Annotated in this window: 18 protein-coding genes and 1 tRNA gene; 13 read left to right on the top strand and 6 right to left on the bottom strand. The window is 49.4% G+C overall.

All coding sequences use genetic code 11. From position 1 onward, the window contains the following. The first annotated feature begins 83 nt into the window (after positions 1-83). The gene (locus ACVB80_RS11300; protein ID WP_481081399.1) at positions 84-629 is read left to right on the top strand and encodes a YfbU family protein; all 546 of its coding nucleotides are present in this window, start codon (positions 84-86) and stop codon (positions 627-629) included. Positions 630-672: 43 nt separating this feature from the next. On the opposite strand, the gene ACVB80_RS11295 is transcribed toward ACVB80_RS11300, so the two are convergent. The 3 genes from ACVB80_RS11295 to ACVB80_RS11285 form a co-directional block, all read right to left on the bottom strand. After that, a complete protein-coding gene (locus ACVB80_RS11295) occupies positions 673-1,413 on the bottom strand; it encodes a hypothetical protein (RefSeq protein ID WP_481081398.1) in 741 nt (246 codons plus the stop codon). Positions 1,414-1,549: 136 nt separating this feature from the next. Next, a tRNA-Arg gene (locus tag ACVB80_RS11290) sits at positions 1,550-1,626 on the bottom strand. Between the two features lie 108 nt (positions 1,627-1,734). After that, complete coding sequence (locus ACVB80_RS11285) at positions 1,735-2,883, bottom strand: flagellar assembly protein FlgT (RefSeq protein ID WP_481081397.1); 1,149 nt, start codon at positions 2,881-2,883, stop codon at positions 1,735-1,737. 183 nt (positions 2,884-3,066) lie between these two features. Here ACVB80_RS11285 and ACVB80_RS11280 point away from each other — a divergent pair, with 183 nt between their 5' ends. Together ACVB80_RS11280 and ACVB80_RS11275 are read left to right on the top strand one after the other, a co-directional pair. Beyond that, positions 3,067-3,702, top strand: coding sequence for a FlgO family outer membrane protein (locus ACVB80_RS11280; RefSeq protein WP_481081396.1), 636 nt, complete (start codon positions 3,067-3,069; stop codon positions 3,700-3,702). Between the two features lie 22 nt (positions 3,703-3,724). After that, positions 3,725-4,150, top strand: a complete 426-nt coding sequence (locus ACVB80_RS11275) for an LPP20 family lipoprotein (RefSeq protein WP_481081395.1) — start codon at positions 3,725-3,727, stop codon at positions 4,148-4,150. A 75-nt stretch (positions 4,151-4,225) separates the two neighbouring features. Here the strand turns inward: ACVB80_RS11275 and ACVB80_RS11270 are convergent, their stop codons facing one another. The 3 genes from ACVB80_RS11270 to flgA all read right to left on the bottom strand — a co-directional run bounded on the left by ACVB80_RS11270 (position 4,226) and on the right by flgA (position 5,861). Continuing rightward, positions 4,226-4,651, bottom strand: coding sequence for a flagella synthesis protein FlgN (locus ACVB80_RS11270; protein ID WP_481081394.1), 426 nt, complete (start codon positions 4,649-4,651; stop codon positions 4,226-4,228). A 37-nt stretch (positions 4,652-4,688) separates the two neighbouring features. Beyond that, positions 4,689-5,000: a flagellar biosynthesis anti-sigma factor FlgM gene (gene flgM / locus ACVB80_RS11265; RefSeq protein ID WP_481081393.1), complete on the bottom strand. Its 312-nt coding sequence runs from the start codon at positions 4,998-5,000 to the stop codon at positions 4,689-4,691. A gap of 114 nt (positions 5,001-5,114) precedes the next feature. Beyond that, entirely contained in the window at positions 5,115-5,861 is a 747-nt protein-coding gene (flgA, locus tag ACVB80_RS11260) for a flagellar basal body P-ring formation chaperone FlgA (RefSeq protein WP_481081620.1), read from the bottom strand. Between the two features lie 72 nt (positions 5,862-5,933). Here flgA and ACVB80_RS11255 point away from each other — a divergent pair, with 72 nt between their 5' ends. The 10 genes from ACVB80_RS11255 to ACVB80_RS11210 all read left to right on the top strand — a co-directional run bounded on the left by ACVB80_RS11255 (position 5,934) and on the right by ACVB80_RS11210 (position 14,420). Beyond that, a complete protein-coding gene (locus ACVB80_RS11255) occupies positions 5,934-6,857 on the top strand; it encodes a chemotaxis protein CheV (RefSeq protein ID WP_481081392.1) in 924 nt (307 codons plus the stop codon). A gap of 12 nt (positions 6,858-6,869) precedes the next feature. Further along, a complete protein-coding gene (locus tag ACVB80_RS11250) occupies positions 6,870-7,697 on the top strand; it encodes a protein-glutamate O-methyltransferase (RefSeq protein WP_481081391.1) in 828 nt (275 codons plus the stop codon). Between the two features lie 240 nt (positions 7,698-7,937). Then, positions 7,938-8,333, top strand: a complete 396-nt coding sequence (flgB, locus tag ACVB80_RS11245; protein WP_481081390.1) for a flagellar basal body rod protein FlgB — start codon at positions 7,938-7,940, stop codon at positions 8,331-8,333. A gap of 5 nt (positions 8,334-8,338) precedes the next feature. Continuing rightward, positions 8,339-8,755 carry a flagellar basal body rod protein FlgC gene (gene flgC / locus ACVB80_RS11240; protein ID WP_481081389.1) on the top strand — a complete coding sequence of 139 codons (417 nt, stop codon included), beginning with the start codon at positions 8,339-8,341 and terminating at the stop codon, positions 8,753-8,755. 18 nt (positions 8,756-8,773) lie between these two features. Continuing rightward, on the top strand, positions 8,774-9,481 hold the full coding sequence (locus ACVB80_RS11235; RefSeq protein ID WP_481081388.1) for a flagellar hook assembly protein FlgD: 708 nt from the start codon (positions 8,774-8,776) through the stop codon (positions 9,479-9,481). Between the two features lie 28 nt (positions 9,482-9,509). Then, entirely contained in the window at positions 9,510-10,820 is a 1,311-nt protein-coding gene (gene flgE / locus ACVB80_RS11230) for a flagellar hook protein FlgE (protein WP_481081387.1), read from the top strand. 134 nt (positions 10,821-10,954) lie between these two features. Then, positions 10,955-11,704, top strand: coding sequence for a flagellar basal-body rod protein FlgF (flgF, locus tag ACVB80_RS11225; protein WP_481081386.1), 750 nt, complete (start codon positions 10,955-10,957; stop codon positions 11,702-11,704). 22 nt (positions 11,705-11,726) lie between these two features. Continuing rightward, positions 11,727-12,515 carry a flagellar basal-body rod protein FlgG gene (flgG, locus tag ACVB80_RS11220; protein WP_481081385.1) on the top strand — a complete coding sequence of 263 codons (789 nt, stop codon included), beginning with the start codon at positions 11,727-11,729 and terminating at the stop codon, positions 12,513-12,515. A 13-nt stretch (positions 12,516-12,528) separates the two neighbouring features. Further along, complete coding sequence (gene flgH / locus ACVB80_RS11215) at positions 12,529-13,296, top strand: flagellar basal body L-ring protein FlgH (RefSeq protein ID WP_481081384.1); 768 nt, start codon at positions 12,529-12,531, stop codon at positions 13,294-13,296. A gap of 29 nt (positions 13,297-13,325) precedes the next feature. After that, positions 13,326-14,420, top strand: a complete 1,095-nt coding sequence (locus ACVB80_RS11210) for a flagellar basal body P-ring protein FlgI (protein WP_481081383.1) — start codon at positions 13,326-13,328, stop codon at positions 14,418-14,420. The last annotated feature ends 9 nt before the right edge of the window (positions 14,421-14,429 follow it).

Here is a 14,429-nt window from a genome sequence, read left to right as displayed (position 1 = left end):
GAAAAAATGCGATCTGTTCCACATTACAGGTTGTATATATGTGTGAGCATGCTGTGCAGTTTAATTGATAAGGTAAAACAATCATGGAACTAACACATGAACAGAAACTTTTAGCTCTTTTGCTATGTGATATCCACCAGAAACTGGGTATTACCGAGGGCGTTAATGCGGAGCTTATTCAAGAGGCTATTTATTCGGGTAATGATTGGGCTCTAGATTGGGAGTTTGTAGGCCAGCGTATTGCTACACAGCCAATTGGAAATGAGGTTACAACGTTTGTTGCTGATGTTTTGGATATGTTCAGCATAATGGAATCATCTTTCAATGAGCTTTCCGAAGAAGAAAAGGGACGCCTTGCTGCAGAAGCAGATCCGTTTGGAGGGGACGTTTCGTTTAGAGGGTTTGATGGGAATAATGAGTCTGACTACATGTCAGTAGCAAGCTTTCTTGTAGACAAGATGGATAGGTTCTCTGAGTTTGAGGGGCGGGCAGCAATGAACTCACATTGTCCGAATGTCGAGATGTATCAGCGTATGTTAGATGCTTACAAGCCAATAAGAGACTATCCGCTATCGGTTGAAAATCTGATCGCTATCTGCCGCGCTCAAATTCATCCATCACGCCGTTGATAAAAAAGGCCTCATTCTGAGGCCTTTTTGGTGTTTGCTGTTTTTATAGTTCGGTTACATTGATGTGCATGCCAGTATTCTGCCCATTCTCCCAAAAGATACTAGCTCCTGTGTGATAGTCATTTTTGTAAGATGCCAGTTCTTCAGATTGTGACTCGTAAATAGTAAAACGAAACGTTTTAGAGAATACGTTTGTCTTATCGGGAGTTTTTACATAGAGGGTTGCTTTGTAGTCTCCAGGGAACCAATTGAACTTGCTATCAAAAAAGTTTAGAAAAGGTTGAACAAGGGCGTCATCATCAACTCTAATCACCTCTGTTTCTTCTACGCCCTCACTCTTACGCTTTTTGTGAATAGCGTTTACTAGTTCTCGTTCTGAGGTGCGGTATAACTTCTCTTCATCACGATTAAACAGCTTAAAGAAAGTTACTATGTTTGCCCACTCATCACCTGTTTTTAAGGTAAGGGGAGTGAACAGAACACTCTTGTTGTCTGTTGCGTCCGGAATGTAGTTTTGAGCGGGTAAGCTACCGACTTTTTCGCCGTCTCTTTCTATATCTAGATGCATGCCTGTTACTCGAATATCTTTGCCGCCTGTATTTCGTAGTATCAAATGGAGTTGGCAGTTTGGGTTTCCAATTCGATGGGTGATATAGATTCGGGAATATAGATCTACTTCGATCAGGGCTTTTTTAAACCAAAGTCTAACAGGACGAACTTGAGACAAGATAAGTGCAGCGAGGGCGACAAGGAAGGAACCAGTAATCTCGAAATTGAAATGCATATTCTCTACTCCGACGAATAGGACTTATGAGAACAAACGGCAGTCTCACTCACGCAGCCATTCACATGTTGTGGGCATTATGTGGTCATGAAAATGATAATGGCTTGCCAGATATCTGGTAAGCCATTGAAAAATATGGCGCTCCCGACAGGATTCGAACCTGTGACCTGCCCCTTAGGAGGGGGCCGCGCTATCCAGCTGTGCCACGGGAGCGTGAATCAGATTATAGACAGAAAAGTTTTTTCAAAACAAGTCTTTGAGTGGATTGTGCGTTTGAGTGAACACAAACTGACCACACCGGATAGTGTGGTCAGTTTTCAGTTAATACTCTTCTTCAACAAATTCCTTGTGCATCACATCGCCAATCTGAATGCTCGGGGCAAGTTCTGGCTGGTCTACAATCAGGTCGGCTTCCAGGTCGTATACCCGGTCAACGGTCAGGGTGATCGCGCTTTGTGAAACCCGGTTACGGGCGATGCCGTTCTGGTCGATAAAGGAACCGTTGTGCCACAGGCGCAGTTTGTCGCCTTTCTTCACTCCGTGGCGGCGGCCAAGATCCATGGTAATGGTGTTGTTATGTGTCGCAACAACGGCCGGTACGGTGATCTTACACGACAGTTCGGCTTCCATATCCATCATCACATAGCGGCTGACGCGCAGCATCATTTCGCCGTAGGTTGACGACCAGAAACGGGCGCCTTTGGTATCGATCTTACTGGTTTTCGGGAATGGCCACAGCGCCACTTCGCGGTAGGTCTTGGTAAACACTTCGTTGCCGGTCTGGCCGTCAAATACCATCACTTCCATGGCAAACTGGCGGTTAATTTTGTCATCGCCAAGAAACTGACTCTCAACCGTGGCGGTCAGGTCATGGATATAGCCACTGATAAGATACTGAGCCCCGTAATCCTGAGCGATCATTTTGACTACATCGGCCTGGTTTTTGTCCAGACTGTAAGGGGTTACGCCCACAGAAACAAAGCTTTGGGATTGCTGGGTAAACTGGCGGTTGAGGACCTGGCCAAGATCATCGCCGAGGTTATAGATCGCGCCCATGACGGCCTGCTGAGGATCGACAATGTCAATTTTCCCGATCAGCATGGTCTTCTTATACTGGTCGGTATGGCAACCTTTTGCCGTTGGGTAGATGTCCAGCCGGACATTCAGGCGCATTTTTCCGCCTTTTACCTCTTCACTGGTAACGTGGACGTAGCGTACTTCGTGGTTGGTGAACTGATACTCCTCTCTTGCCTCCTCAATAAAGGGCTGCAGGTAGCTTATGGTACCGATGTCAGCGCCGGTAAACGTCATAGCTTTGTAGATGGCGTCTTCCAGTGCGTTCATACGTGCCGTTTCTTTTGACGCGACTATGGTTGCCGTCCCTTCCACTTCATACCATGCCGCAAGGGCATTGAGGCTGAAAAAGGCCGTTAAAACAAAGGTGACAACAGTAGAGCAAAACTTTTTCATCTCAGTTTTCCAGTTGGGTATGTTTTTTGCTTAATTATTGGGTAGCAGATTTTGGTGTTGTTTTTCTCAAGATGCAATTGATGAAAAGCAAGTATTGTTCCAACCCTGCGCTGGAACGAAAACACCAGCATACCGGCCGGCCAGTATTGCCCGGGTGGTATCAGTATATCGGAGATGAAGAGAATGAAAAAATGGCTCGTATTAGTGTCGACGATGTTTCTGGCATCGTGCGCTTTTTCGCCAATCTACAACGGTAAGGATACTTACTCCGGAAGCCGCTTTATGTTGATGGATACTCCGCGACATACCATGGACTTCTTTGTAGAAAGCCTGACGGAAGAGCTGATCATGTCGAACACCAGTGTATCGGCACGCACCCCTATTGCAGTGACCTCGTTTGTGGATCTGCAGAATATGGATACCACCAACTGGCTGGGTAACTCCGTTTCTGAAGGGTTTATTCATCAGTTCCAGCGCCGTGGTTTCAAGGTGGTCGATTTTAAAACCACCGGCTCAATTCGTGTAACCCAGCAGGGTGACTTCGCTTTCAGCCGTGACTGGAAAGAGCTGGCCAAAGAGCAGGACGTCAGATACGTGCTTACCGGTACCATGCTTCGCCAGGAAGGTGGCGTATTGATTAATGCCCGCGTGGTGGGAATGAAGAGCCGGGTCGTGGTGGCGTCAGCTCAGGGCTTCCTGCCGGAAGACAGGATTGGCCGGGATCTGGATACCCTCAACAGCGTGAGAACTGAAGATGGCGTCCTGATTCGTACCGATCCAACGATGACCAATCCAAATTCGGTTATTTTGCGCCCGTAACAGAGAGAAGCAGGTGAGAGAGATGAAAAAGTTTGTATTACTGCTGGTGGCCGTACTGATGGTGGGTTGTCAGCCATTGTCCAAAGACGACAACTTCCTGACGGCAGTAGGATATGCCAGCATCAGCGAGCAGAAAGGCCGCAGTGAGCAGGAGAAGCAGGTACGTGCCATGCGCGCATCCAAGATTGACGCATATCGTGAGCTGGCTGAGCAGGTATACGGTCTGCGTGTCAGTGCACGTTCAGATCTGGAAGATGCCCGCCTGGGTACAGAGCTGACTTCCGGTGCTGTAGATGGTGTTATCCGTGGTGCTCAGGTGGTGAGAACCTATGCGGTGGGTGACAACTATGTAACGGAACTGCGACTGGATATGGAGAAGATGAGCGAGCTGAGAAGCTATGGTGAAGTTCAGCGGATCCCTGAGAAGAAACAGGCGACCCTGTTCTGATGAAATAACACCCGATATACAGATAGAAAAAAGCGGCAATTATTGCCGCTTTTTTTGTTTGTTATGATTTGGCGATCAGGCTTTGAGGTTGGTGCCTAAAGTCGGGATGGTATGAGTCTGCCCTTCGGCAGTATAGGTCATGCCAATCTTGCCACGGCTTTGTTGCATCAGGTTATGCAGTTTATTAAAGCTCAGGTGCGCACGTTGGAGGGCTTCGCCGTTGAGTTCGTTCATTTGCTGGCAGTCGTGAACCACAGACTGGATCTGTGCGACTTTCTCTTTTAAATCAGGATCTGTTTTTAGCTGCTCTACATCATCGTGCGCAGCAATACGTTCATCGGTTTGCTGAAGCTGCTGGATCAGGGATAGCTTTTGCTTGGCGAGGGTTTCAATATCTTTTGCTACACGTTTGGCGATCGCGACTTTTTCCTGTTCAAGCAGAGCAGAAAGGGATTGGGCGTTCTGGATTTGGTATTCCAGCAGACTGGTAATGGTTGCCATAAGTGTCAGAGAGGAAAATAGCCGGGACTGCTATCAGTTACAGCCCGGCCAGGTCATCTTCATGTTTCATCATACTTTCGGCCAGCTTCTCAGGGTCTACCGTGTAGGACCCGTTTGCAATTGCCTCTTTGATTGCCGCGACTTTCGCCGAATCAAAGCTGGGCTCAGCTGCCATAGTCTGATGAAGCTGACCAATAGCTTTACTTTCCTGGCTGAGCGATACAGCGTCTTTGCCGCCTTTCGGTTCAGCGACAGAGTCAGAACGCGCTGACGCGTTTGATTCTGTGCGAGCCTGAGAGCGACTTGTTGTCACTGTCTGCCCGGACCTGAGTTGATCAATGCCTGCCATAGTTTAGAGCCTTATTCGCAAAAGATTGAGAACCTGTACAAATGATATCGACACCAGCGCGTAAAACTTTATGCTTTTTTTAAACAATTTTCGCTGTTGCCACGAAGTTACCGGTTAAAACTGCACCGTGACCTCGGCCATTCCGGATACTATAGCATCAATTATACGATTTGATTTGGTATTTTTCACCTTTACGTGATCGCCAAGTGTCCCGTCAGACAAGGCTGTGCCTTTGGTTGTGATGGATAGTTCGCCTTTTACAGCCCGGATCACGACCGGTTCATTGCGGCAGACCACACAAATGTCGTTTTCTTCTATTACATCGCCAGTGCGGATGTTACGTTTGACTTTGGCGCCGGAAACCTGCTCAAGTTGCTGAAATCCGAACCGTCGATAGGCGCGTTGCTCAACAAAAGATATGCTAATATCACTGTTACTGATGATATTTCCCCGTGCGAGAGGCCGGGATGCGGTAACCAGTGGCCGCAGCAAAGAAATTCTGACCGGCACGTATACCCGCCAGTTGTCAGGTTCACAGCTGACCAGTACGGTGATGTTGGATGATGAAGTACCGTGAGACGGTGACGAGGTATCCAGAGGTGCCGGACAGTCGGTGGCTTTAATCCTGCTGTCAGGGGTTGCTGCAGTTACCCTGAGCTGGTCGTTTGGGCCGGCCGGATAGGTATCGGTAACGTGGCTTTCTGCTGCCTGTACGATCGCTTCGATTTGTGATTCCGTAGCAGCACTGCAGAAAAGGCTAAAGAAAAGTGAACAAAAGCCGATAGTTCTGCCAAAATTACAAAAGAAAGCTCTACACTTAGAGATAGATTGCATACTGATAAATGCCTTAAAATACGCTATGTTGTATTGGTAGTGAATATAATCAGTGCAGATTTAACACCTTATTAAAATGCTTGAAATGGAGATGTGCTTATGACGGGCATTCTTGATTCTGTGAATCAACGTACTCAACTCGTCGGTCAAAACCGGCTGGAGTTACTGACGTTTCGCCTGATGGGGCGGCAACGTTACGGCATCAACGTCTTCAAAGTGAAAGAAGTACTCCAGTGCCCTAAGCTGACCTCTATGCCCAATCTTAATCCGCTCGTTAAAGGGGTCGCACACATCCGTGGTCAAACAGTTTCTGTTATTGATCTAAGTCTAGCCGTTGGTGGCCGTCCGACCACTGATATTGAAAAGTGCTTTGTCGTCATCTCCGAATTCAACCGCACAATTCAGGGCTTCTTAGTCACGTCTGTAGAACGTATCATCAATATGCACTGGGAGTCTATTCTTCCGCCACCGGAAGGGGCTGGTAAAGCTAACTACCTGACAGCTGTCACTAATATTGATAACGAACTGGTTGAGATCCTGGACGTTGAAAAGATCCTTGCTGAGATTTCACCGGTTGATGAAACCATGAGCGAAGAGCTTAAGGAAGAGATTGCCGAGATCCAGCAGGAGAAGGTAATTCGTCCAATTCTGATTGCGGATGACTCAACCGTTGCACGTAAACAGGTCCAACGAGCCGTTGAAAATATTGGCTTTGAAGCTGTTTTGGTTAAAGATGGTAAAGAAGCCTATGACAAGCTGGTGGAGATGGCTCAGGAAGGCTCAATTTACGATCAGCTTTCACTGGTCATTTCTGATATTGAAATGCCGGAAATGGACGGGTATACATTGACCGCAGAAATTCGTCGTCATCCGGATTTGAAAGATTTGCATGTTATACTTCATACTTCACTGAGTGGAGTCTTCAACCAGGCGATGGTTGAACGCGTAGGGGCGAATGAATTTATTGCCAAGTTTAACCCGGATGAGTTAGGCGCAGCAGTAAAAGCCGCGGTAAATAAATAATCAGAGATCTGAATGACAGCCATAACAATAAGTGATCAAGAGTATCGCGATTTCAGCCGATTTTTAGAGTCCCAGTGTGGGATTGTCCTTGGGGACAGTAAGCAGTATCTGGTCAGGAGTCGACTCAGCCCGTTAGTCAGCAAGTTCAAGCTGGGCTCGTTGTCTGATCTGTTGCGCGATGTTGTCACCGGAAGAAACCGTGAGTTACGGGTTGCCGCCGTAGATGCGATGACGACCAATGAAACCCTGTGGTTCCGTGATAACTATCCGTTTTCGGTTCTGTCGGACAAACTCTTGCCGGAGGTAGCGGCAAACAAGCGCCCAATCAAGATTTGGTCGGCAGCCAGTTCGTCTGGTCAGGAGCCGTACTCAATCGCGATGACTATCCTTGAAACCCAGAGCCGCAAGCCGGGCATGTTGCCGAATGTATCTATCACGGCAACCGATATCTCTGCCAGTATGCTGGATATGTGTCGTGCCGGTGTGTATGACAACCTGGCCCTGGGGCGTGGTCTTTCTCCCGATCGCCGCCGCATTTTCTTTGAGGATGCCGGAGACGGCAAAATGAAAGTAAAAGACAATGTGAAGCGGATGGTGAACTTCCGCCCGCAAAACCTGATGGACAGCTACGCGCTGTTGGGCAAGTTCGATATCATTTTCTGTCGTAACGTACTGATTTACTTTGCACCAGAGATGAAGTCAAAGGTGCTGAACCAGATGGCTAATGCGCTTAACCCGGGTGGCTACCTGCTGCTGGGGGCTTCAGAGTCTCTGACCGGACTGACTGACCGTTTTGACATGGTTCGTTGTAACCCGGGCATCATCTATAAACTCAAGTAAGTTACCCTTTCTTTCTGAAGGCCGGCAATCATTGCCGGCCTTTTCTTTATATTGATACCGGTCTGCCGGAGTACAGAGGCTACACTAATAGTGACATCCTGAAGCTGAAGTTACACTTTGGCGTGAAAATTGCTTTATTTTCAGCGCGTATAGAGAGCAGCCTGTAAAGACCCTAAGAAGTTGGCACAGAGATTGCTTTTAAATATTCAGGTAAGTCAGATCTTTTGGTAGAGGCAAAGTATGGCGATTTCGTTTGATAAAGCTCTGGGGGTTCACCAGCACACGGTGGGCCTGCGTGAGCGCAATGCAGAGGTCATTTCGACCAACATTGCGCAAGCCAACACTCCTGGCTTTAAAGCGAAGGGGCTGGACTTTGAAAAGGCGCTGCAGGCGGCAAAATCGGGGGCAAGTTTTGATCTTAGCCGTACCGATGGGCGGCATATCAGTGCCTCCACCAATATCAACGGGGATACTTTGTACCGGATTCCGACTCAGCCGGATACCGGTGACGGCAACACGGTTGATGTGGATTTGGAGCGTAACCTGTTTATGCAAAACCAGATTCGTCATCAGGCTTCGCTGGATTTCCTGGGCAGCAAGTTCAAGAACATGACCAAGGCTATTAAAGGGGAGTAATTTAGATGAGCTTATTTAACGTTTTCAACGTGACTGGTTCTGCGATGAGCGCTGAATCTGTACGTCTAAATACCACCTCCAGTAACCTGGCTAACGCGAACAGCATCGCAAGCTCGGCAGATGAGACGTATAAAGCCCGTCATGCCGTGTTTGGTGCGGAGCTCAGCAAAGCGAAATACAACCGCGACCACAACGTGCCGGTGAAAGTACTGGGTGTAATTGAAAGTGATAAACCGCTTGAAGCCGAGTACAACCCGGAGCATCCGATGGCGAATGACCAGGGTTATATCTTTAAGTCAAACGTCAATGTGATGGAAGAGATGGCAAACATGATTTCTGCCTCCCGCTCGTACCAGACTAACGTGCAGGTGGCGGACGCGAGTAAACAAATGCTGCTGCGTACGCTGCAGATGGGTCAATAAGGATAAGGAGGAATACTCATGGCCGGAATCGACAATGTTGGTCAGAGCGGCTTGTCCTATGTTGATCAGCTGAAAGCCCTGCAAGAGAAGAATAAGCCTGAGCAGACCACAGGACAGAACGACCTCAAACAAGAGGACTTTTTGTCACTGCTGACCAAGCAGCTTTCTCAGCAGGATCCTTTTAAGCCGGTCAGCAATGACCAGATGATTGCGCAAATGGCTTCATTTGCAACCGTCGATGGTATCGGGAAGATGAATACTCAGTTCGAAAGTCTGAACTCATCGATGACCTCAAATCAGGCACTGCAGGCGTCTTCGCTGGTAGGCCGTGATGTGTTGGTCCCTGGTGCTGCAGGCATTAAACCTGACGGTGCCGGTATGTCGGCTATGGTTAAGGTTCCTCAGGCACTGGACAACTTGTTTGTCCGCGTTGAGGACGCCCATGGTCAGCTGGTTCGAACCCTGGATGTAGGGGCGAAACCTGCCGGTGACACTAAGGTGGAATGGGACGGATTAGATGAAAACGGTAATCCATTGCCGGGCGGCAAATACAAAGTGAAAGCGGGTGGTTTGCTGGACGGAGAATCACGTGAGTTTGAAGTATCGACTTATGCGAACGTCAACAGCGTGCTTTTAAGTAAAGGTGATGGAAATGTACTGCTCAATCTGGCTGGCTTTGAAACGCCAGTTCGACTAGCGGAAGTACTCGAAGTTGGAAAAGCGTAACTGCGCTGGCTAGATAGGAGAATTTGGGATGTCATATATTGCATTAAGCGGACTGGCTTCCGCGCAGCTGGACTTAAACACGACCAGTAACAACATTGCGAACGCCAACACTTTTGGTTTTAAAGAGTCACGGGCAGAGTTCGGTGATGTGTATTCGAACTCACTGTTCACGAACGCTAAAACCGCAACGGGTGGTGGTGCTCAGGCCAGTAAGGTTGCGCAGCAGTTCCATGAGGGTTCCAGTATTTATACCAATAACCCGATGGATTTGCGTATCTCTGGTACCGGTTTTTTTGCGGTATCCAAAGACCGTCTGTTGCCACAGCAGAACGAACTGACCCGTAATGGTGCGTTCCACCTGAACAAAGATAACTACATGGTGACTTCTAATGAAGAATACCTGCTGGGTTATCGGGTGGATCCGGACACTGGTGATGTTGCCTCTTATGAGGCTGAGCCACTGAACGTGCCTGCAGAATATGGCCGTCCTAAGCCGACTGAAAATATCGACCTGTCAGTGAATGTACCGGCAGATGGTGAGTTGAAAGATCCACTGCTGTTCGATACGACTGACCCGTCAACCTATAACCGCTCTACGTCATCAACGGTATATGACTCTCTGGGTCAGTCGTACAAGATGACAACGTACTACCTGAAAGATCAGAATCAGCCAAACACCTGGCATTCGTACTACACCATGACTGACAGTGACGGTGAGAAACCACTGAACATTCAGGGTGGTGATGTCGCTTCACCTACCGGTCACGTAGGTCACACCATTCGTTTTAATAACGATGGTACCCTGAACAGCGTGAACAATGGTCAGGATGTGGTGACGGTCAGCCTGTCTGGTGCAGATAACCCGACTCCGGTTAACCTGAACGGCGCGGATGTTGATCAGGTGATGGCCATCAACCAGCTTGGTGCCAGCCAGTACGCCGCTCCTTTTGAACTGGTGCGCTTCAGCGAAGATGGTGCAACCACTGGTTTCCTGACCAAGGTTGATTTTGACGAGTACGGAACAGTACTGGGTACTTACTCCAACGGTGAAGCGGTCAATCTTGGCCGGGTAGCCCTGGTACGGGTAGCTAATGAGCAGGGACTGGACAAGAAAGGTGGTACCCAGTGGGATGCTACCCAACTGTCTGGTGAGAAGATGTGGGGTGAGTCGAACAAAGGTTCATTCGGTTCGGTAACCAGCGGTACTCTCGAGCAGTCGAACATCGATATGACTCAGGAGCTGGTGGACCTTATCTCCGCGCAGCGTAATTTCCAGGCGAACTCCCGTTCACTGGAAGTACACAACGGCCTGCAGCAGAACATACTTCAAATCCGTTAATCTGCATTTCATCTGGCATTGCCGCTTGCTTATTGAGCGGCAATGCACTTTTATCCCTCCCTTAGCACCTCTTTTCTTAAATTCTGGCACACAGATTGCATTATTGTTCTCAGATACGATTTTGGGAGCAAATTATGGATCGTTCACTGTTTCTTGCCATGAGTGGCGCCAAACAAAATATGCAGGCAATGCAATTGCGGGCCAATAACCTTGCGAACGTCAGTACCACTGGTTTTCGTGCGGATCTGGCACAGGCGCGTTCTATGCAGGCGTATGGCGAAGGCTTGCCTACCCGTGTGTTCAGCATGACGGAACGTCCGGGGCAAAGTTTTGCCCAGGGCAGCGTGATCACCACCGGCAGAGACCTGGACGTAACCATTGAAGGGCAGGGCTGGCTGGCTGTCATGGATAAGACCGGCAAAGAAGGTCTGACCCGTAACGGCAATCTGCACATCGATCAGACCGGTCTGCTGACTAACAGCTCTGGTCACCTGGTGTTGGGTGAAACAGGCGCGCCGATAACTCTGCCAATTCCGCTGAGCAAAATTGAAGTGGGCCGCGATGGTACGATTTCAGTGATCCCTCAGGGTGCGCCTGCGGAAGCGCTGGAGATCGTGGACCGTATTAAGCTGACCAGCACCGATAATCGCTCCCTTTACAAAGACACCAATGGCCTGTTTCGTGCCAAAGACCCAAATCAGGCATATGAGGCTGATGCGGCGGTCAAAATCATGACTGGCGCGATTGAAGGCAGTAACGTTAATGCCGTTGGTGAAATGACCAGTATGATTGACCTGCAACGTCAGTTTGAGATGCAGGTGAAAATGATGAGTACAGCAGAAGATATGGACAAAGCGTCCGACTCTTTGCTGCGTTCTTCCTGATAGATTAAGTGAGGACTAAACTATGCATCCGGCATTATGGGTAAGTAAAACTGGTTTAGATGCGCAGCAAACAAACATCTCAACCATCTCGAACAACCTGGCGAACGCCTCCACCGTGGGCTTTAAGAAGAGCCGTGCGGTGTTTGAAGACCTGTTCTATCAGAATATCAACCAGCCTGGCGGCCAGTCATCCCAGAACACTCAGCTGCCATCCGGCCTGATGCTGGGTGCGGGTTCGAAAGTCGTGGCGACTCAGAAAGTGCATACCAATGGTAATGCTCAGACTACCAGTAACAGCCTGGATATGATGATCGAAGGTGATGGCTTCTTCCAGGTCCTGTTGCCGGATGGCAACATTGGTTACAGCCGCAACGGTCAGTTTACCCTGGACTCAGAAGGCGCTGTGGTGACTTCCGGCTCCGGTTACCGTCTGCAGCCTGAAATCGTGATCCCGGAAGATGCGATCTCGATTACCGTGGGTACCGACGGTGAAGTGTCGGTACGGGTGCGCGGTCAGCGTGAAAACCAGGTGGTGGGGCAGATCACCACCGTGGATTTTGTTAACCCGGGTGGTCTTGAGCCAATTGGTCAGAACCTTTACCTGCCAACCGGTGCCAGCGGTGACCCGCAGGAAGGTACACCAGGCATTGAGGGGCTGGGTTCTATCCGTCAGTCCATGCTGGAAACCTCAAACGTAAACGTCACTGAGGAACTGGTAAACATGATTGAAGCTCAGCGTGTGTATGAGATGAACTCCAAAGTCATTTCATCCGTCGATAAGATGATGAGCTTTGTAAACCAGCAGCTGTAACAGGGTGAAAGCTATGCGTAAGACGATATTTGCGGTTTTTGTTTTGTTGCTGGCTGGATGTGTCACGCCACCAGAGCTGACGGATCCGGAGCAGGGGACCACCATTGTCGATGCAGTGGAAGGGGATAAATCCAACAGTTCAGGCGGCCTGACGGACTCTCTTCGTGGCAGAACCGATCCGGTTTCCGGCGATCCGGCCTGGTCACCTATTCACCCAAAGAAAAAGCCCGAGCATTATGCGGCGGCCACCGGCTCTCTGTTCAACTCAGACTTTGCACAGAACCTTTATGATGACAGCAAGCCACATGGCGTGGGTGACATCGTGACCGTGCTGCTGCAGGAAAGCACCAAGGCAGCCAAGAGTGCGGATGCAGCGCTGAACAAGTCTAATGATGCGAGTATGGACCCGCTTGCCGTGGGCGGTCAGGATCTGAAGATTGGCGAATACGATTTCTCTTACGAGCTGAAAAACGACAACAAGTTCAAAGGCGATGCTTCGGCTAACCAGAGCAACAGTATTTCCGGTTCGATCACTGTTGAAGTGGTGGAAGTGCTGGCAAATGGCAATCTGGTGATTCGCGGTGAAAAATGGCTGACACTGAATACCGGCGATGAATATATGCGCCTGAGCGGCACGATTCGTCCGGACGACATTAAGTTTGATAACACCATCACCTCTACACGTATTTCCAACGCCCGGATCCAGTATTCCGGCACCGGAAGTCAGCAGGATATGCAGGAACCAGGATTCCTGGCACGATTCTTCAATGTGTCCCTGTAACTGAGAGTTTGGGTCGGAGTTTTGACACAATGAAAAAATGGCTGATAGCACTGATTGGCGCACTGATGGTTACTGTCAGTACAGCCCATGCCGCGCGAATTAAAGATGTGGCAAAAGTTGCCGGTGTTCGCAGTAACCAGCTGGTGGGTTATGGTCTGGTGACTGGCCTGCCAGGCACCGGTGAGAGTACCCCGTTTACCGATCAGAGCTTTAACGCCATGCTGCAGAACTTCGGCATTCAGCTGCCGCCAGGCACCAAGCCAAAAGTGAAAAACGTGGCAGCGGTAATTGTGACAGCAGAGATGCCTGCGTTTTCCAAGCAGGGTCAGCAGGTGGATGTAACCGTATCTTCTATCGGCAGTGCCAAGAGCCTGCGCGGTGGTACTCTGTTGCAGACTTTCCTGAAAGGTCTTGACGGCAAGGTCTACGCTGTTGCCCAGGGTAACCTTGTGGTGAGTGGTTTCAGCGCAACCGGTGCCGATGGCTCAAAAATCGTGGGTAACAACCCGACGGTAGGCCTTATTTCCAGCGGTGCTACTGTGGAGAAAGAGATCCCGACCCCATTCAGCCGCGGTGACTACATCACTTTTAACCTGCTTGAGTCTGATTTTACTACTGCCCAGCGTATGGCCGATGCGATCAACAATTTCCTTGGTCCTCAAATGGCTCAGGCAATGGACGCGGCCTCAGTTAAAGTACGCGCGCCGCGTGATGTGAGCCAGCGGGTAGCCTTCCTTTCTGCGGTAGAAAACATCGAGTTTAATCCGGCTGATGGCTCGGCCAAGATCATCGTTAACTCACGTACCGGTACTATTGTGGTTGGCAAGCATGTGCGGCTGAAACCTGCCGCCGTGACCCATGGTGGTATGACGGTGGCCATCAAAGAAAATCTTAATGTTAGCCAGCCAAATGCGTTTGCCGGCGGACAGACGGCCGTTGTGCCGGACTCAAATATCGAAGTTTCAGAAGCTTCGGGCAAAATGTTTAAGTTTGAACCTGGCCTGACGCTGGACGATCTGGTTCGTGCGGTTAATGAAGTTGGTGCAGCGCCTTCGGATCTGATGGCAATTTTGCAGGCACTCAAACAGGCAGGCGCCATCGAAGGCCAGCTGATCATCATCTAAGGACAGAAT

The sequence above is a fragment of the Vibrio sp. 9-16B-A1 genome, assembly GCF_056726165.1.
The sequence above is the reverse complement of the archived record's forward strand: the minus strand, read 5'-3'. Positions and strand labels throughout refer to the sequence as shown.